The sequence below is a fragment of the Meiothermus sp. genome (assembly GCF_037443965.1).
Lineage (GTDB): Bacteria > Deinococcota > Deinococci > Deinococcales > Thermaceae > Meiothermus.
In genome coordinates, this window is sequence record NZ_JBBINI010000033.1 from 1 (window position 1) to 18,074 (window position 18,074).

20 protein-coding genes are annotated in these 18,074 nt (G+C 62.7%); 12 read left to right on the forward strand and 8 right to left on the reverse strand.

Annotated elements, in window-relative coordinates:
- Nucleotides 1-129 precede the first annotated feature (129 nt).
- The 5 genes from WKI89_RS14700 to WKI89_RS14720 are packed head-to-tail and all read right to left on the reverse strand — an operon-like array spanning nt 130 to nt 5,561.
- Nucleotides 130-1,029: a hypothetical protein gene (locus tag WKI89_RS14700; protein WP_337870874.1), complete on the reverse strand. Its 900-nt coding sequence runs from the start codon at nt 1,027-1,029 to the stop codon at nt 130-132.
- 9 nt (nt 1,030-1,038) lie between these two features.
- Nucleotides 1,039-2,244, reverse strand: coding sequence for a hypothetical protein (locus tag WKI89_RS14705; RefSeq protein WP_337870876.1), 1,206 nt, complete (start codon nt 2,242-2,244; stop codon nt 1,039-1,041).
- Between the two features lie 10 nt (nt 2,245-2,254).
- The gene (locus WKI89_RS14710) at nt 2,255-2,380 is read right to left on the reverse strand and encodes a hypothetical protein (protein WP_297561602.1); all 126 of its coding nucleotides are present in this window, start codon (nt 2,378-2,380) and stop codon (nt 2,255-2,257) included.
- A gap of 37 nt (nt 2,381-2,417) precedes the next feature.
- Nucleotides 2,418-2,606, reverse strand: coding sequence for a hypothetical protein (locus tag WKI89_RS14715; RefSeq protein WP_297561604.1), 189 nt, complete (start codon nt 2,604-2,606; stop codon nt 2,418-2,420).
- Nucleotides 2,607-2,642: 36 nt separating this feature from the next.
- Nucleotides 2,643-5,561 (reverse strand): tetratricopeptide repeat protein, encoded by a 2,919-nt coding sequence (locus WKI89_RS14720; RefSeq protein ID WP_337870880.1) that lies wholly within the window; start codon nt 5,559-5,561, stop codon nt 2,643-2,645.
- Nucleotides 5,562-5,681: 120 nt separating this feature from the next.
- Between WKI89_RS14720 and WKI89_RS14725 the strand changes: the two genes are divergently transcribed.
- Nucleotides 5,682-6,182: a DinB family protein gene (locus WKI89_RS14725; protein WP_337870883.1), complete on the forward strand. Its 501-nt coding sequence runs from the start codon at nt 5,682-5,684 to the stop codon at nt 6,180-6,182.
- Here WKI89_RS14725 and WKI89_RS14730 read toward each other — a convergent pair.
- Complete coding sequence (locus tag WKI89_RS14730; protein ID WP_337870884.1) at nt 6,179-6,838, reverse strand: GNAT family protein; 660 nt, start codon at nt 6,836-6,838, stop codon at nt 6,179-6,181. The two genes, WKI89_RS14725 and WKI89_RS14730, sit on opposite strands and share 4 nt — an antisense overlap.
- Complete coding sequence (locus WKI89_RS14735) at nt 6,835-7,443, reverse strand: FMN-binding negative transcriptional regulator (protein WP_337870885.1); 609 nt, start codon at nt 7,441-7,443, stop codon at nt 6,835-6,837. The genes WKI89_RS14730 and WKI89_RS14735 overlap by 4 nt, the downstream gene beginning before the upstream one ends.
- 249 nt (nt 7,444-7,692) lie before the next feature.
- On the opposite strand from WKI89_RS14735, the gene WKI89_RS14740 reads away from it, so the two are divergent.
- The 11 genes from WKI89_RS14740 (at nt 7,693) to WKI89_RS14790 (ending at nt 17,847) form a co-directional block, all read left to right on the forward strand.
- Nucleotides 7,693-8,880 carry an ABC transporter substrate-binding protein gene (locus tag WKI89_RS14740; protein WP_337870933.1) on the forward strand — a complete coding sequence of 396 codons (1,188 nt, stop codon included), beginning with the start codon at nt 7,693-7,695 and terminating at the stop codon, nt 8,878-8,880.
- 87 nt (nt 8,881-8,967) lie between these two features.
- Nucleotides 8,968-9,882 (forward strand): branched-chain amino acid ABC transporter permease, encoded by a 915-nt coding sequence (locus WKI89_RS14745; RefSeq protein WP_337870886.1) that lies wholly within the window; start codon nt 8,968-8,970, stop codon nt 9,880-9,882.
- Nucleotides 9,883-9,916: 34 nt separating this feature from the next.
- Nucleotides 9,917-10,702 (forward strand): ABC transporter ATP-binding protein, encoded by a 786-nt coding sequence (locus tag WKI89_RS14750; RefSeq protein WP_337870888.1) that lies wholly within the window; start codon nt 9,917-9,919, stop codon nt 10,700-10,702.
- 156 nt (nt 10,703-10,858) lie between these two features.
- Nucleotides 10,859-11,614, forward strand: a complete 756-nt coding sequence (locus tag WKI89_RS14755) for an ABC transporter ATP-binding protein (protein ID WP_337870890.1) — start codon at nt 10,859-10,861, stop codon at nt 11,612-11,614.
- Entirely contained in the window at nt 11,611-13,515 is a 1,905-nt protein-coding gene (locus WKI89_RS14760; RefSeq protein ID WP_337870891.1) for an AMP-binding protein, read from the forward strand. Before WKI89_RS14755 ends, WKI89_RS14760 begins: the two co-directional genes overlap by 4 nt.
- A gap of 52 nt (nt 13,516-13,567) precedes the next feature.
- The gene (locus WKI89_RS14765; protein WP_337870893.1) at nt 13,568-14,638 is read left to right on the forward strand and encodes a branched-chain amino acid ABC transporter permease; all 1,071 of its coding nucleotides are present in this window, start codon (nt 13,568-13,570) and stop codon (nt 14,636-14,638) included.
- Nucleotides 14,639-15,099: 461 nt separating this feature from the next.
- On the forward strand, nt 15,100-15,435 hold the full coding sequence (locus tag WKI89_RS14770) for an Asp23/Gls24 family envelope stress response protein (protein ID WP_337870895.1): 336 nt from the start codon (nt 15,100-15,102) through the stop codon (nt 15,433-15,435).
- The gene (gene nusB, locus WKI89_RS14775; protein ID WP_337870896.1) at nt 15,425-15,886 is read left to right on the forward strand and encodes a transcription antitermination factor NusB; all 462 of its coding nucleotides are present in this window, start codon (nt 15,425-15,427) and stop codon (nt 15,884-15,886) included. Before WKI89_RS14770 ends, nusB begins: the two co-directional genes overlap by 11 nt.
- A 48-nt stretch (nt 15,887-15,934) precedes the next feature.
- Entirely contained in the window at nt 15,935-16,816 is an 882-nt protein-coding gene (locus WKI89_RS14780) for a bifunctional methylenetetrahydrofolate dehydrogenase/methenyltetrahydrofolate cyclohydrolase (protein WP_337870898.1), read from the forward strand.
- Between the two features lie 37 nt (nt 16,817-16,853).
- A complete protein-coding gene (locus WKI89_RS14785; RefSeq protein WP_337870900.1) occupies nt 16,854-17,303 on the forward strand; it encodes a divergent PAP2 family protein in 450 nt (149 codons plus the stop codon).
- A 58-nt stretch (nt 17,304-17,361) separates the two neighbouring features.
- A complete protein-coding gene (locus tag WKI89_RS14790) occupies nt 17,362-17,847 on the forward strand; it encodes a CAP domain-containing protein (RefSeq protein WP_337870901.1) in 486 nt (161 codons plus the stop codon).
- Here the strand turns inward: WKI89_RS14790 and WKI89_RS14795 are convergent.
- Nucleotides 17,838-18,074: a hypothetical protein gene (locus WKI89_RS14795; protein ID WP_337870903.1), complete on the reverse strand. Its 237-nt coding sequence runs from the start codon at nt 18,072-18,074 to the stop codon at nt 17,838-17,840. The genes WKI89_RS14790 and WKI89_RS14795 overlap by 10 nt on opposite strands.

The following is an 18,074-nucleotide window of genomic DNA, read 5'->3' on the forward strand; positions in this document are numbered from 1 at the left end:
CACCCAGACGTAGGTAGCCACCAGGAGGGTTTCTGCGTCAAGATAGTACAGGGGGTGCTCTCTGTGGGTTTCCATAGCACCCCCTCTTTTTTACATCCCCTGGGGTAGGTCAAGTAGCACACGAAGGCATCAGTTGCACTGATCGCTGGGCCCCACCGTGTAAACCCGGTCATCCAGCGCCAGGCTCCCCTGCCCAGGCACGCGCAGGACGTACTCGTAGCTTTTGCCGTTGCTGGCCTCCAGATACAAAATTGGCGTGCCGATGATGTTGGCAATCAGGTTCCACTCCCCCGAGTGCCCATCGGAGTCGGTGGACTCGAGGTAGCCTGCCGAGTTGCTCAAAAAGCGCTCGGTCTTGGTGCTAAAGGCGTACTGCCCGTTGGAGCAGAAAACGTAGCTCTCCTTGGTGTTGCTGCTAAAGGTAGCGCTACGGCTGGGGTTGGGGTCGCGGCTCCAGGCACTGTTGCGGCTCTTTAGGGTGAGCAACGCCCCGCCCAGCTCACGCTTCCAGGCTTCGGCCTGGGGAATGCCAAACTGTGCAGAAGCCAGCAGCCCATCCACCACTTTTTTGAGGGCCGCTTCGTCCCGGGGAGCGGCCAGCCCCACCACCGCCAGGAGGTTGCCGGCCTGGCCCTGCTTGGCCGTGAAGTAGAAGCTCAGTTGCCCCTGCGCGGTGCGTGCCACAGCCTGGGCGCTGAGGGTGGACGGGGTTTGCTTGGGCTCGCCCTTGAGCTGAAGCTGCATCCCCTGTTGTTGCAAAGCCTCCAGCAGGTACTCGGCGAATTCCTCTGGGGCCGCTGCCGACAAGGCATAGACCGCCAGGTAGTCCTTTTTCGCACTGCTCATCACAAAGCCTTCGGCGTCGGGGTCGTAGCTGCCCCGGTAGCCCTGGGGTACCACAAAGGAAACCCCCGTCCAGGGCGAGCTGACCCGCGTGCCCGCGCCGTATTGGCGGTCCGACTGAAGCTGTACCCCCTGGGCCAGCCCCAAGGCCAGCCCAAGGATTACCACACCGAACAATCCCTTCACCCCAACCCCCTAAAACACCGTGACCATGAACGAACCGCCCTGCAAATTGCCGGTAGTGGTGCTGTATACAGAGCAGGTCAGTTTGTTGTTGCCAGCCCCCGCGCTAAACTCGCAGTTGATAATCTGAGGGTCAATCCCCGTCGTTCCGCTCACCTTGTACGAGCTGACCTGCCAGAAACGGTCACTCACATTGAAGCCAAAGTCTACCGTGCATCTCCCCGCCGTTCCGCCCTCCACCGTGATGGTTCCGCCCACCTGGTTGAACGAGCGGGCCACGCTGGGTGTGGCCAAACAGAGGATGAGTGCCGAGGCCTTAGTGGTTCCGTCTTTGTCGCGGGGCTGGGACAAGTCACCGCTCAGGTTCATGTCACCGTTGGTCTGAAGGCTGACCACGTTGCCGGTTCCCTCGCGGTAGATGTTGAGCACGTCGCGGGCCGCAATGTCCCAGAAGTTGGGATTGCCCTGTGTGCTCAGGCGGAGCTGGCTGAACTGCCCCGCGCTGGTCTCACGCAACTCGAGCTGGGGCGCTCCAGTGGACTCGCTCAGGATTTGACCGAAAGAGGCAGCGCTCACCCGCCCGGCAAACACCGCCTCGCCGTCGGGTTTGAGGGTCAAATTGGGGGCTGGGTTGGGGTCGCTGGGGTTGTCAAACAAAAGCCAGTTGAGGTTATTGACGACGCTGACATCCCAGGTGGATGCCGCGTTGTTCAGCTTGCTAAAGCGCAGCCGGGGGACACCACCCGCGTTTAGCTCCCTCAGCTCGAGTTCAGCATTCGCTGAGGATTGCATCACAAACGGCCCGTTGCCCAGTTTTGTCCCGGTCACCGCTCCATCCGCCAGGCTCAAGGGGCTTGCGGCGGTGCCAGTGCCGCTCAAAGTAGCGTCCCGCGCCACCTCAGTCAGGCCCGCCCCGCCCTGCACCGCCACACAGCTCAGGCTGCCGTTGTTGTAGCCGCCCAAGGCTTGTCCGCTGGGGCAGCCCTGATCGGCCATCTTGGCAGCGGTTACGGCGCGGTCGGCCAATCGAGCGGTATCCACCGGGGCTTCTAGGGCCTCCACCGCTGTTCTTAGGGTGCTGAAGTTGGCGTTTACCTCGTTGGCCCGGATGGGGGTTCCGGCGGTGAAGTTGGTCAGGTTGCCCACCGATAGGCCGTACAAGCCGGTGGCCACCAAAACTGCACCCAAAACGAAATAAAAGATGTTCCGACCTTTCATACAAACCTCCCTACTGCCAGTTGGCAGAATCCCAGTTGGACTGATCCCACACGCCGTTTTGCCCTTGGGGGGTGCCCCCGCAGGCTGCCAGAACCCACACCAGTGCTGCTAGAATCCCAACCCACCTTCGTTTCATGCTTCCCTCCTGCGCTCGAGTTTCTCCGTGGGCCGTCTCATTGACGTCTTATGGCAGCGCTGCGTTCCAGAAAGACCTTGAGGGCTTCCGGTGAGTCGAAGACCAGCCGCTCCCCGCTGGCCAGGTCGTGCAGCACGTAGCGCAAAACCCCCGCCCGGCCCTCGAGCCTAAGGATGTAGCTGGCCAGGGTCTGGGGGCGGGTTTTGGACGCGGTCAGGCGGCCCACAATCCGAGTCTGTGGGCAGGCCGTCTTATGGCTGTCTCACGTCGAAGGCTGCTCGAGGATTTGGGCTACCCAATGCTCCAAATCTGGGGTGCTAATGCTGCCCACACCCTGTGCTTCAGGTGGCAGGGAGGCCAGGAGTTGGTGGGCGCGTCCCTTGGCCTCGGCCGAGGTAGCGGGGTGTCGCACGGCTAGCTGCAACATGGGGAGGGCTTGCTGGAACTGGCCTTGTTGCAGCTCGAGTTCGGCCAGACCGATCAGCACATCCAATTGAATCGGTTTGGCCGCCACCTCCTGGGCGATCTGGAGTCCCTCGAGGAAGTGCTGCCGGGCCTCCAGTGGCTGGCCCAATCGCAGGGCATTGTAGCCCAGCATCACCGTATCGAAGGCCTCGCCCCGGCGGTTGCCCAACTCTCTCCGCAAAGCCAGGCTGCGCTGGCGCAGCTCGCTGGACCGGGCATAATCCTTTTGTACGTAGCTCATCTCGGCCAGGTTGGATAAACAGCCCGAGAACAAAGGCCAGTGCTGGAGTTCCTCGGCCAGTTGCGCTGCTTGCTGGGTGGTCTGCCAACCCGCCGGATGTTCGCCCAGCTCCCATAGTGCGCCGCCCAGGTTGGCCAGTAGGAAAGCCGTGGTTTGCCGGTTGCCCACCGCCTCGGCCAGGCGCAGCCCTTGTTGGAAATACGCGGCGGCCTCGGCAAACCTACCAGTCCAGCGGCGGGTATTGCCCAGACTGTTGAGGATGTTGGCCAGGCTGGCGGTGTTCTGGGTTTGTTCGGCGAGGGCGCGGGCCTTCTGGAACCAGTGTTCGGCTTGGGGGTAGTCGCCCAGCCGCGTCCAGGCCACCCCCAGCCCGTTGTAGCCGAACAGCAGGCCATCGGTGTGGTGCTGCTGTTCCACGGGGGGTAGGCTCTGCTCGAGCAGTGCTTTGGCCCTCTCGGTCTGGCCTAGTTGCAAGCCAAACCAGCCCCGTCGCTGGGTTGCCCGCGCCCACAGGAGCGGCTTTCCTTCGCGCTGGGCCGTTTCGGCCAGCCGGGCAAAGGTTGTCTCCCCCTCGCGGTACAGGCCCCTTGCGCTTAGAGAATGGCCCCAAGCCCCCAGACCCGCCTCGAGCTGGGGCCAGTGGTGCCCCTCCAGCAACCAAGCCCAGGCTGCACGAATGTTTTCGGCCTCCACCGCTACCTCATCCACCACCCGATCCCAACGTCCCTGGCGCAGTTGTTCACCCCCGGCCTCGAGGAGAGCGGCAAAATGTAGGGCGTGTTGGCGCTGTAGCTGGCTCTGGAGCTGGGGTTGCCGGGCCAGTTTTTGCCAGGTGTATTGCTGCAACAGCGGGTGCATTTGGTAACGCCCGGTGGGTTCTTTTTGCAGCAACGAGCAGCCTACCAGGCTCAACAGCAGGTAATGCGAGGCCCCTTGGGTCTTCTGTGCGGCTGCTCGGTTAAACCCACCCCGGAACAGCGACAGTCCCAGCATCAGGTGCTGTTGCTCGGGTGAGAGGAGGTGCCAGGAATACTCGAACACCGCCTCCATCCCGCTGGCTTTTGGGCCCAGTAGCGCCTGGTGGTCGCGTATCTCCTCCAGAATCTCTCTACAGGAAAGCTCGCGCACCCAGGCCGAGGCCAGCTCCAGGGCCAAGGGTAAGCCCTCTACGGTCTGGCAGAGCTCGGCGATGGCTTGCAGGTCGGTTGGGGTCGGCTGGAAGTTGGGGCGGCTGCGCCGGGCGGCTTGCACAAACAGCAGGATGGCTTCGGACGATTCCAGGTTGTTGGGGTCGGGCCGGGGCAGGCCCGTCAGGGGGTAGTTCCAGGCCTCGGGCAGATCCAGATGTTGCCGCGATGTGACCAGCAGGTGCAGTTTGGGGGCCTGCTCGAGCATCTCTGCCAGCAGCCCGGCCTCTTGCAGCAGGTGGTCGAAGTTGTCCAGCACCAGCAGCAGTTCTTTGTTCTTCAGGTAATCCAGCAGTTGGGTTTTGGGTTCCCTGGGGCCAAAGAAGGTAAACCCCAGGGCCTCGGCGATGGCGGAAGGGAGCTGCTCAGGGTTCTCCACCCCTGTCAATGAGACAAAAAGGGCTCCGTGGGCCAGTTGTGGGGTCTGTTGTTGGGCCAGTTCCAGGGCCAGCCGGGTTTTGCCCACGCCGCCCATGCCCGTAAGCACCCGCAGCCGGGCGGCTCCCGAGCACAGTTCCGCCAGCTCCCTTTGGCGACCGATCAGGGGGCTGTCTGGGAGGGGAAGCCTGGCCGGGGCTGGAGGGGGGGCCGGGGGCCGTCCCTGCCGAATGGCCTCGGCCAGTTGTTCGGTCTCGGGGAGGGGGGCCAGCCCCAGCTCGCTTTGTAGCTGGCCTTTGAACAGTTCAAACACGGCCAACGCGCCGTCTCGACTGCCCTGTGCGTGCAGGCTGCGCATATAGGCTTGCAGAATCTGTTCGTCGAAGATGTCTTGTTCCCAAACCTGGCGTAGCAGGCCAGCCGCTTCCTTGTGGCGGCCATTTTGCCCCAGCGCAAGGGTTGTTTCCAGAACGGCCTCCCGCCAGAGCGAGCGCAGTTCCTCCCTTTCCGCCTCGAGCCAGGCCTCAAAGGTGTCGGCCTCACGGATGGGAAACTGGTTTAGCAGGGGCTGCTGGTGAAGTTGTATGGCTTTGGGCCAGTCCTGCTGCTGGATGGCTGCGCTAAAAGCCTGCACATCGGTGGCTACCCGAAAGCGTAAGCGCTGGGGTTCGGCCTCGAGCCCTCCGGCCCAGGGGAGTTCCCGAAGGCGTGAGAGCAGCAAGCGCAGGCGGTGGCGGGCGGTGGGTTCGTCTTGGTCGGGGTAGAACAAAGCGGCCAGGTGTGCCCGGCTGACCCAGTCGCCCTGGTAGGCCAGATACAGCAGCAAATACACCGGCTTGCTCGAAGCCAGCTCCCATCGTTGACCCTCGAGCTGGGCATACGGTGGGCCCAGCAGGCGTAGCTGGAGCATGGTACTCATTCTAGGGGCAATTCGAACCACAGGCAGTTTGGGCAGTTTTGTTCATGATCAGTACGGCATCGGTTGCCGATGGGGAATTCTGTACCTGGGCAATGGCTCTACCATAGGTACATGGAAAAAATCGAGTACGTCCAGAAGAACCTCGAGGCCCTGGGCGACCGTGACCCCCTGGAGGTGCTGGCAGAGACGCCCGATCTCCTGACCGAGCTATTCCCTCGGCTGGATATGCGCCGGGGTTGCGAACTGACCCACTGGACGGCGGGGGAAATCTACTGCCACCTGGCCGACCTCGAGATTGGCTACGGCTTCCGCCTGCGCCAGGCCCTGGCCGGCACCGAAGAGGCCCAGGCTTTCGACCACGACCGCTGGGGCATTCGCTACCGCAACTACGAGAGCTACTCGGCCAGGCTGGCCCTGGAGGCTTTTTGTGGTTTGCGACGGTGGAACCTCGAGCTCCTGCGCAACCTGGAGCCTCAGGACTGGAACAGGGTGGCCTACCACCCCCAACGCGGCCCCGAGACCATCTCGTTCATTGTGAAGATGCTGGCCGGCCACGACCTGCGGCATTTGAAGGAGCTCGAGTACATCGCCTCGTATGTGGAGGCGGGTTAAGGCAGATCGGGCGGCTCTCCAGCTTGGCGTGTCTGGGCCAGTAAGCCCAAAAGCCGGGTCTTAACCACCGGCCACTCCTCGGCCAGAATGCTATACATCGCGCTGTCGCGAATGCCGCCGTCGGCCGCGGGACGGTGCGCGCGGAGAATCCCGTCGAGGTGCGCCCCCAGCCGCTCAATGGCCCGGCGTGAGCGCAGGTTGCGGGCATCGGTCTTGAGCGTTACCCGGCGTACCCCCAGCCCCTCAAAGGCATGGGCGAGCATCAGGAGCTTGGCCTCGGTGTTGAGGCCGGTGCGCTGGGCCGGTGGGGCCAGCCAGGTGTGGCCGATCTCCACCGCATCGGGCTGCTGGGGGCGGTGGTGGGGGCTGTTCTCGGGCCAGGGCCAGTACTCGAAGGCCATAAAGCGGGTGCCGCCCACCACGCGGCTGGCCCGTTTATCTACCGTGGCAAAGGGTAGGGCCTGCCCCTGGGCCTGTTCGTCCAGGGCAGCTTGAATATAGCGCCGCATCCCTGCCTCCGATTTGGGCACGGCGGTATAGGGATAGTCCTCGAGCTGTGCCATCTCCAGCAGGCCGGGCAGGTGTGCCATGGTGAGGGGCTCGAGCCGGACGAGGTTGCTCTCGAGGGTGATGGGTTGGGTGAGGTGGGGGTTCATACTTGTTCTGAATGCTTTTTCATCTGTCGGGCAACAGCCCGGTCGCTGGGGTTGGGGCTTTGCTCCAGGGCTGCAATAACCCGCTCCCGGTCTGCCCGGCTGCGGTTTTGCGATAGCTTGAACTTGCCCAAAAGCCGGGTAATCTCGATCTGGAAGGCCACAATCCCTTTCATCATGCCGTGCAGGTAGTCCTGGGGAAGTTCCTCCATCTTCCACTGCTGCTCGTACTGCACAACCAGGTCGTGCAAAAGGGCTTTCACTGCAGCGGACTCCTCAACAATCTGCACCTTGCCGTAGGCGTGGACGGTCATGTAGTTCCAGGTAGGCACGCTGGGGTGTTTCTCATACCAGGTAGGGGAGATGAAGCTATGGTCACCCTGGAAGATCACCAGCACCTCTTGGTTCTGGTCGAAGCTGGTCCACTGAGGGTTGGCACGGGCTATATGGCTGGCCAGCAGGTTGCGCTCGGGGTAGACCGTAAAGGGTATGTGGGTGGCAAAGGGCCTGCCTTCATGCACCGAGACCAGGGTAGCAAAGCTGAATTGCCGCATCAAGTCGAACAACACCTGAGGTTCGCTTACCGCAAAGTGCTGGGGCAGATACATCTTTCCAGCCTAGCTTCCAGTAAAGGGCTTGCCAATAGGCATCCTGACAAAACGCGGGGATCCGGCCTCGAGCGTTCAATAGCCTCTGCAGGAGAAAAGGGGCTCATCCTGACGCACTACCGTGCTAGACCATTCGGTGGACTTCATAAGCCAGGCGGTTTTGAACCGGGTACACAAAACTCGAGGGGTCATAGTATCCTGGGGGCACAACACAACCGAAGTTGTTTTTCGAGGAGGAAGTGCATGAAGATGAACCGTCGGCAAGTGCTCAAAGCTGGTCTAGCTGCTTCTACCGTATACAGCCCCTGGATGATCGCCCGTGCGCAGGCCCGGCCGGTCAAACTCGCGGCCATTCTGCCCCTCACGGGTGCTTTTGCCTTCGCGGGTAATGCGGCCCTGGATGCTTTCCGCGACGCCGCCGACCGCATCAACGATGCTGGGGGTATTGGCGGTCGGCGCTTCGAGCTGGTGGTCGAGGACGACGGCTACGACGTAGCCCGCGGAACGGCCGTCTTTAACCGCATCGTCCAGCGTGAAAGCCCGGAGGAGCTGGTGTTTGTCTACGGCGACTCCACCGGTCTTTCCAAGGCCCTGGCCCCCGAAATTACCCGCCTGCGCCTGCCCTACACCGCCACCTCCTTCTCCAACGAGCTGGCCGACCCCAAAACCTACCCTACCATCTTCGTCTTTGGCCCCACCTACAACGACATGGCCGGGGCCCTGTTGCAGCAGATCCGCCGCCAGAGGGGCCGTGGGGCTAAAATTTTCCTGTGCTACTCCAACTCCGAGTTCGGGCGCGACCCCATCCCCTTCATCAAGGAGCAGTCGGCCCGGCTGGGCTTCCAGATTGTGGGCGAGGAAGTCACCCCCCTGGCCATCGCCGATGCTACCCCCATCGTGACCAAGCTGCGCCAGGCCCAGCCCGACTTCGTGATTCTGCATGGCTACGTGCTCACCGTGGAGCCGCTGGTGGTGCGGGCGGCCCGCGAGCAGGGCGTCCGGGCTACCTTCATGGGCACCTACTACTCGGCTGAGCTGGCCCTGATGCAGCGGGCCGGGGCGGCGGCCGATGGCTTCATCGTGGCCTACCACAACGCCTACTACTACGACACCACGGTGCCGGCGGTGGAGCAGATCCGGGCCCTGCGCCGTTCCAAAGGCCGCGACCTCTCGTACCGCACCACCTACTACATGGGTTCCTGGATGGCCATGGACGTGATTGCCGAGGCCATGCGCAGGGCCAACGCGGCCGGCAAACTTAACCGTCCCGGCATGATCGAAGCCTTGGAAGGCTTGGGTGACTACAATGCCGGCGGGCAGGTGCGCAACATGCGCTGGGTCAACCGGCGTCTGCCCTTTACCAAGCTCTGGCGGGCCAACGTGCGCGATGGCCGCTTCGACGCCATTACCGACTGGGTAGACGGTTCTAAGCTCTAAATTACCTGGGGTGGCTCGAGGGTCGGGAGCTAACCGAAGGTTGGCTCGGGCCCTCGAGCCTGTCGAAAAAATTGCCTAAAGGAAAACATGGATCTGGCCTTAGTCATCCAAACCGCCCTCAACGGCCTGGCCAACGGTGCGCTGTATGCGGTGATCGCCGCTGGGTTTGTGCTGGTCTACCGTGCAACCAGCGTGGTCAACTTTGCTATCGCGGAGTTCATGCTCATCGGTGCTTACCTGACCTACACCATGTCGCTTTTTTTTCCGCTGCTCTTGGCCATTCTGCTGGCCCTACCCCTGGCCTTTATCTTTGGGGTGCTGGTGGAGCGGGGGTTTGTGCGACCCCTCCTGGGGCGGAACGTGGTGGCGGTGATTATGGCGACCATTGGTCTGGCCGCCACCCTGGACGGGGCCACCCTCATCCTGTGGGGCCCCGACCAGAAGGCCATGGGGGCCGCTGACGTCTCCCAGCTACCCAAGGAGATGCCCAACCTGGCCTTTAGCCTGGGGGGGGTGTTTCTTTCCTCCAAAGCGGTGTGGAGCTTAATTCTGGCCCTGCCGCTGGCCATTTTGCTGGTGGTGGCGCTCAAATATAGCCGCTACGGGGTGCTGCTGCGGGCGGTCTCGGAGAGCGAGACGGCGGCGCTGGCCATGGGCATCAATGCGCCCAGGGTGGTGGCGGTGGCCTGGGGCATCTCGGCCATCATGGCCACCATTGGCGGTGCGTTTCTGGCAGGGGCCGCAGGGGGGGGTGGCCCCGGCCACCACCTGATTCTGCTCGGGCTGATTGTCTTCCCGGTGGCCATCCTGGGGGGCTTCGACTCGGTGCCGGGCGCGGTGGTAGCGGGCCTGCTGATTGGCCTGATCGAGGCCTTCTCGCAGCTTTACCTCGAGTCCCTGCTGCCGGGTATCACCCAGGCCATCCCCTTCCTGATTGTGCTCTTGGTGTTGCTGTTCCGCCCATATGGCTTGTTTGGTCAGCACCGCATCGAGCGGGTGTGAAGGGAGGGCATCCGCCTATCCAAGGAGCGTCTGAATGGCCGAAATTAACGTTGAGAACCTAAAAGTGGTCTACAGGGGGGTCATCCTGGCCCTGCAGGGGGTGAGCATGCGGGCCGGGGCCGGCGAGGCGGTGGCGCTTCTGGGCCCCAACGGCGCGGGCAAAAGCACCCTGGTGCGGGCCATCTCGGGGCTCTTGCCGCAGTATGATGGGCGGGTACTGGACGGAAAAATTGCCATCAACGACCAGGAAGCCCACCACCTGCCCGCCCTTAAAGTGGCCGAGCTGGGCCTGACCGCCATCCTCGAGGGCCGCCCCATCTTTCGCTACCTCACCGTGATCGAAAACCTGCGGGCCGCAGGGCACAAACTAGCCCCGCAGCGCCAGAAAGAGCTGACCGACGAGATTTTTACCCGCTTCCCCCGCCTCTACGAGCGCCGCTTCGAGCAGGGGGGCTACCTTTCGGGCGGCGAGCAGCAGATGCTCCTGCTGGGCATGGCCCTCCTCACCGAGCCCAAGATTCTGGTGGTGGATGAGCCCAGCCTGGGGCTTTCGCCCAAGCTGACCGAGGAGGTCATGCGGGTACTGGACGAGCTGCGCCGCGACAAGGGCCTCACCCTGGTGCTGGTGGAGCAGAACGCACGGGCGGCCTTTTCCATCGTGGAGCGGGTTTATGTAATGGAGCAGGGCCGGGTGGTCTTCGAGGGCACCGCCCAGGAAGCCCAGGCCGACGCCGACGTGATGGAGTTTTACTTAGGGGGTGCGGTGGCGGGGGGTTTCGCGGAGGCCAAGCGGTATCGGCGACGGAAAAGGTGGGTGTAGCTGTGGGGGTTCGCGCAGTAAATCGAAGGGGTTTCAGGGAACTGCAGAAAAGAATAGAGGAAACAAACGTACTGCCGTTGCCTTTCTCTTTCCTCTTTCCCCTTGTCTCGCCGTTGAACCTAAGCCCCAAAGGACGCATCGGTATGGGGGTTGTCCATGTCTAAGGTACTGCTGGAAGCCCACGACCTGCACCTTTCCTTCCGGGGTGTAAAGGCGCTGGTGGGCGTAAGTTTTAGCGTTTCGGAAGGCGACCTATTCGCGGTGATTGGCCCCAACGGCGCGGGCAAAACCAGCCTGCTCAATGTGTCGTCGGGGTTATATAGGCCCCAGCAGGGCCGGGTGATGTTTCTGGGCGAAGACCTGGCCGGCCAGAGCCCCCAGCAGCGGGTGCGCAAGGGGCTGGGGCGCACCTTCCAGAACCTCGAGCTCTTCCGCGGCATGACCGTGCTGGACAACGTGAAGCTGGGGGCCGAACTGGCCGTGGGCGGTTACACCGACCTGATGCCCAAAGCCCAGATCGAATGGAAGATTCGCCACCACGCCGAAGAGGTGCTGGACTACCTGCACCTCTCGCCGTACCGCCACGTGCCCGCTGGGGCCCTGCCCTACGGCCTGCAAAAGCGGGTGGAGGTGGCTCGAGCCCTGGCCGGACGGCCCAAGCTGCTGCTCCTGGACGAGCCCATGGCCGGGCTAAGCCTGGAAGAAAAACAAGACCTGGCCCGCTTTCTGCTGGACGCCCGGCGCGAGTGGGGCGTCACGCTGGTGCTGGTGGAACACGACCTTAAGGCCGTGCTGGAGCTCTCTACGGGGGTGTTGGTGATGTCCTACGGAGAGGTCTTGTACCAGGGAGCCCCGGCGGGGGTGCGGGAGAACCCGCGCGTGGCCGAAGCCTATCTGGGGAGGAGTGCATGAGTCAGACCCTGATTGAATTCCTGGCCCATCACGCCCAGACCAAGCCCCAGGCCCCCGCCCTGCGGGTTAAGCGCCTGGGGGTGTGGGAGACCACCTCCTGGGCCCACCTCAAAGAGAAGGTCGAGCAGCTCGCGGGGGGTCTGCTGGAACTGGGCCTGGAGCCGGGTAGAGTGCTGGCCATCCTGGGCCAGAACGCGCCGGAGTGGGTCATATCCGAACTGGCGGCCCAGACCGTAGGGGCCATGCCCATGGGCATCTATGCCGATGCCATGCCGGAGGAGGTGGGCTACTTCATCGAGTTCTCCGAGTGCGCGGGCATTGTGGTCTCGGACGAGGAGCAACTGGATAAGGTGCTGCCCCACCTGGACAAACTAAAGTTTGTGCTGGTCTGGGAAGAGGCCGGCATGAGCAAGTACTGGAACGAGCGGGTACGGCCCTTTAGTAGCGTGCTGGAGTTGGGCCAGACCGAGAAAAACCGCCAAGCCGCGCGGGCCGCGCAAGCCCAGGTCAAACCCGATACGGTGGCGCTTTTGGCGCCCACCTCCGGCACCACGGCCCGCAGCAAGCTGGCCATGTTGACCCATGCCCAACTGATTGCCGGGGCCGAGGCGGGCCGCGAGACCATCAGCATCCGGGGCGGGGAATGGGTGTTTTCGTACCTCCCGCTGCCCTGGATTGGTGAGCAGATGCTTACGGTGGTGCGCAACCTCACCGACGGTACGGTGGTGCACTTCCCCGAGGATGTAATCACCGTGCGCGAGGACGTTAAAGAGGTGCAGCCCGACTTTTATCTGGCCCCCGCGCGGCTGTGGGAGGATACTGCGGCGCTGGTTCGCAGCCGGATGGAGGATGCCGATGGGCTCAAGAAGGCGGTGTACCGCTGGGGCATGGGGGTGTTGCTCGAGTGCGCCCAGCGCGAGTTCCGCGAAGAACTCATCGGTCTTGGCCTCACCCTGGCTCGAGCGTTGGCCTATCCAATCGTGGCCCGCCCGCTCCGGGCCCGCATGGGGCTGGCGGCCTGCCGTATCGCCGCTACGGGGGGGGCCCCGCTGGGCCCCGAGGTGTTCACCTTTTTCCGCGCGCTGGGGGTGGATATCCGCCAGGTCTACGGCCAGTCCGAGACCGCGGCCACCAGCGTGGCCCATCTGCCCGGCGACACCCCACCCGAGACGGTGGGCAAGCCCCTGCCCAATACCCAGGTGCGCATCGTCGAGGATGGCGAGATTCAGGTCAAGGGCGGGCAGGTGTTCGCGGGGTACTTCAAGAACGAGGCCGCCACCAAGGAAACCTTCACCGAGGATGGTTGGTTCCGCACCGGCGATGCGGGCTTCTTCAACGAAAACGGCCATCTGGTGCTGCTGGGCCGGCTCAAGGAGGTGGGGGCGCTGGCCGACGGAACCCGGTTCGCGCCGCAATTCCTGGAGAACCGCCTCAAATACTCGCCCTATATTCGTGAAGCCGTGGTGATCGGCCACGCCAAGCCGTTTGTGACCGCCCTGATTGAGCTCGACCCCGAGAACACCCAGAACTGGGCCCGCAAGCGCGGCATCGTGTTCTCCACCTACCAGAGCCTGACATCCAACCCGCAGGTCTACGAGCTCATTGCCGAAGAGCTGCGCATGGCCTGCGAAACCCTGCCCGAAGAGCTTCGGGTGCGCCGCTTTGCCATCCTGCCCAAAGAGCTGCACGCCGACGACGAGGAAATCACCCGCACCCGCAAGGTCAAGCGGGGTACGGTGGAGTCCCGCTATGCCGGTTTGCTGGCGGCGCTGTACGATGGCTCCAAAAAGGTAAAGCTGACGCTGCCCATCCGCTACCTCGAGGGCCAGGGCACCCTCGAGGCCGAGGTGCAGATTGCCGATGTGGGCAGGCCGATGGACGAACCAAAGGTACGTGCCTAAGGAAGCGAGATATGACCATAGACCCTTCCGTTGAACCTCGAGGAAACCCGTCATGTACCGCCTGAGCCAAACCTTAACCGATGCCTTTAGCCGCCGTTTCTCCCGCACGGTGCGCGAAAACTACCGCCAGGACGAGGCCTACGCCAGCACCCCGCAGGGGCGCTTCTGGCTGGCTGTGGCAATTATTGGCGTGCTGGCCCTGCCTTTGCTCTTGCCGCAGTACCCGATGTTTGTGACCACCCAGATACTGGTGGCGGCCCTGGCCGGCCTGGGCCTGCACCTGCTGGTGGGGGGCGCGGGCCAGATTTCGCTGGGCCAGGCCGCGTTTGTGGGCATTGGCGCCTACGTCTCGAGCCACCTCTCGGGCGACCTGGCCCCCCTGGGTATCCTGGCCGGTGGGCTGGTGGCCGCGCTGATTGGGATCGTGCTGGGCATTCCCTCCCTGCGCATCAAGGGGGCCTACCTGGCCATTGCTACGCTGGCCTTTCAGTTCCTGGCTGACTATGTCTTCAAGCGCTGGATCGCTTTTACCGGGGGGGTGGCCGGTCGCAGTCTTCCGGCCGAGGGCACTTTTCTGGGGCTGCCCCTGGCCGACGACCGGGTGGTGTACTACCTTGGCCTGGCCTTTGCCATCCCCATGTTCTTCTATGCCAAGCGCCTGCTTTCTACTCGAGCGGGCCGGGCCTGGTTTGCCGTGCGCGACAACGACCTCTCGGCCCAGCTCTCTGGTGTAGACCTGGTGCGCTCCAAGCTCACGGCTTTTGCCCTTTCGGCCTTCTACGGGGGCATTGCCGGGGGCATCCTGATGCATCTGATTGGGGCGGTTACCCCGGAGAACTTCGTGCTCGCCTTTAGCATTCAGTACCTGGCCATCGTGATTGTGGGTGGGGCCGGAACAGTGCTGGGCGCGGTCTTGGGGGCTTTGTTCATCGTCTTGATTCCCGAAACCCTGAGTGTGATTGCCGGTGCGTTTGGACCGCAGTACGTGGCCCAGCTCTCGGCCTGGCGCAGCGTGGCCTTCGGCGTGCTAATTCTCCTGTTCCTGATTCTGGAACCCAGGGGGCTGGTGGGCTTGTGGGGCCGCATTCGGGATTACTTCCGAACCTGGCCGCTGCCCTACTAGTGCTCCGGTAACTTAATTCCCGGGATGGATCTGGCTCCCTTAATATCTGGAAGTTGCTTTGAGCGCTTCATTTTGGGAACTTCACTGCATATCAATCTTTAATACGCATTTCGGTAGTATCGTTCACTTCGGCAAGCCTAAACGATACTACCGAAATGCTTTTCTACTCCCTTCGGTCGGCTTGAATCCTTAACCTCTGACTGCGGCGGGCGGTGAAGGATTCAAGCGGAAACGGTATAACTTACCAAACCACTAGGTACCCTGCGGGATGAGGGGAAACCAGTGGGAAGTTTCATCGTCGAACCACAGCGAGCTGACCCGACCGAAGGGAATGCGTATTATCTGCTTGCTTCGACGGGTTAGCAACCCTAGCAAGCAGATGGGAGGTGTTTTTGTCGGTAGGGAAGCCGGTGGGCACACCGTCTTTTGTACTCCGCCCTGTTAGCGGGTAAACTACGCACATGGTGGATTACGACCTTTCCGAATCGGCCCTGATTAGTTTGGTTGTGCTGGCCTTGGAAGGGCAGAAAGGGCTTCGCCTTGCGCAACCAGGAACCCGGAGCGTTGGAGATGTGCTTTCGGGGCGCAGATCCCGTCCGGTGCGCCTCGAGCGCGAGGGCGACAATTTGGTGGTAGACCTGAATGTGAGCGTGGACTACGGCAAGCCCATAATGGAGGCCGCCAAGGAAGCGCAGAAGACGGTGGCGGAAGCGCTTATGGCCTCTACGGGCCTCAAGGTAAAAGTGGTCAACGTGACGGTAGTTGCGGTGGAATATAAGGAGCCTAATGCGGCGTAAGGCCCGGGAACTGGCCTTCAAAGTGCTCTTTGAGCATGCAGTAGGCGGCGTCTCGCTCGAGTCGGCCTGGCAGCACGCTACCCAGGAGGTCGAGCCCGATGATTCCGACCGGGATGCAGATGTGCTCGATACCGAGGGGCTTTTGTTTGCCCACCGCCTAGTGCAGGGCTATCAAACCCAGCAAGAAACCATAGACCAAATCCTGACAGCTACCATCGAGGGTTGGAGTTTTGGCCAGATGGCCAAGACCGACCTGGCGGTTTTGCGCCTGGCCGCCTACGAGATGCTGTTCGAGCCTACCCCGCACGCCCCCTTGATAGAGGTTGCGGTCAAGATCGCCAAGCGCTACGGCGGAGAAGACTCGGGGCGCTTTGTCAATGGGGTGTTGGCTCGTTTGCTCAAGCGCATCGAGGCGGGTGAATTGCAAGCTACATCCAAGAGTGAGCGATAAACGTGTCAAGCTCTTTCACCATCATCCCTTTGCAATTTTGAGGTCACGATGCTAGAACTCTCCGGCCCCCCTGTTGCCGAAGCTGTATACGAAGAGCTCCAGACCCGCTTGGCCCAGTTGCCTTATGTACCCCACCTGCGGGTGGTGCGGCTGGGGGAAGACCCGGCCTCGGTTGCCTATGTGCGTCTAAAAGACCGTCAGGCCAGAAAGCTGGGTCTGTCGAGCCAGGTGGATGTGTTTTCCGAAAGCACCTCCCAGGATGAACTCCTGGCCCATATTGCCAGGCTCAACGCCGACCCTACGGTGGATGGCATCCTGGTACAGTCGCCGGTGCCTAGGCACGTCAACTTCAATACTGTGCTGGAAGCCATTAGCCCCTCAAAGGACGTGGACGGCCTGACCCCGGTGAACGCCGGGCGCCTGTGGATGGGCCTCGAGGCCCTGGAGTCCTGTACGCCCGCTGGGGTGATGCGTATCCTGAAGCACTACCGGATTCCCCTGGCGGGCCAGGAAGTGGTGATTGTGGGCCGGAGCAACCTGGTGGGCAAGCCCCTGGCTGCGCTGATGTTGCGGGAGCACGCCACCGTGACCCTGGCCCACTCGCGCACCCAAGACCTGGCCGCGGTTTGTCGTAGGGCCGATATTCTGGTGGCGGCGGTGGGGAAAGCCGGCCTCATCACGCCTGAGATGGTGCGGCCGGGCGCGGTGGTGGTGGATGTGGGCATCAACCGCGTGGGCCAGAACGAAAAAGGCCGCGACATCCTGGTAGGGGATGTGGCCCCGGGGGTGGCGGCTGTAGCCTCGGCCCTGACCCCGGTGCCCGGCGGCGTGGGCCCTATGACGGTGGCTATGCTGCTTTACAACACGGTGATTGCGGCCATGCGGCGGCGGGGCAGGCCCACGGGCGAGCGGTTGCAGGCGGCGCGCTAATCCCTATGGGGGTAGAATCTGGCAGGTAGCGCTGCGTATGGGTGAGTTGCTCTCTAACCAGGTGCTCTGGACGGCTGTCTTAGCCAGCGTGGTGGCGCAGCTTCTCAAGCTGCTTATCTACTACTGGGTGGAGCGCCGCTGGGAGTGGGAGCGCCTGGCCGAGACCGGCGGCATGCCCTCCTCCCACTCCGCTACGGTGGCCGCTTTAGCCACAGGGGTGGGCATTACCGAGGGGGTGGGCAGCGCCTTTTTCGCCATCGCGGTGGTGCTGGCTATCATCGTGATGTACGATGCCACCGGCATTCGCCGGGCGGCCGGGCTTCACGCCGAGCGCCTGAACGACCTGTTCGAGGAGTTTCGTGCAGTTTTCGCCCACGGCCCGCGACCCGAGCCCCTCAAGGAACTGCTGGGCCACACCTACCTCGAGGTCGCCGTAGGCGCCGTCTTGGGGGTTCTCTTTGCTTTCTTAAGCTTTGCCCTGGTGTGAATCCGGGCCGCTGGGGTTGCCTGAAGGGGTGGTGGGGTGGTAATCTCTCGGCAATCCTATGAAAACGGCGGTCTGGGTGCTGGTTGCTCTGGTTGGTTCGCTGGCAGTGGCACAGTCCACGACCCGGCTGGAAACCCAAATTTTATCGCTGCTCAACGACGCACGGGCCAGGGGTGTGGTCTGCCGCGGGGGTGGAGGCGGCTATAGCTTACCCCCGCTGCGCTTCGAGGCCACCCTGGCTCAAGTAGCCAAAAGCCATGCCCTCAATATGGGGCGCTACGGTTTTATGTCGCACTATTTTCGAGGGGTGGGGCCGCGGGTGCGGGTCGCTCGGGCCGGCTATGGCTATCTGCGCATGTCGGAGATCATCTTCAAGGGCCGCAACAGCGATCCGGCGCGGGCCGTGCGCTGGTGGTTGCGTTCGCCGGTGCATTGCCGGGCTATCATGAACCCCCATTACACCGAGTTTGGTTCCGGGTTGTCGCGTGTTGGCAACGCCTGGGCGGTGGTGTTGGCCCAGCCAAAGCAGCCGGGCTATCGCTGAACCATGCGGAGGATGGTCAACATCCCCACGCTTTGAACCAGCGGGAAGGCCATCAGGGTGAAGGCGTTGGGCCAAAAGGCAAAGAGTGCAATGGGAATGACGGTGGCCACCACGCTGACCCACATCAGGTCGGTTCGACCTCGCTGCTTGAGCAGACGATACATCACATAGTTGTTGAACAGAGCAAACAGCAAGAGCATCACCCAGGCAATTACGAAAGTATTCAT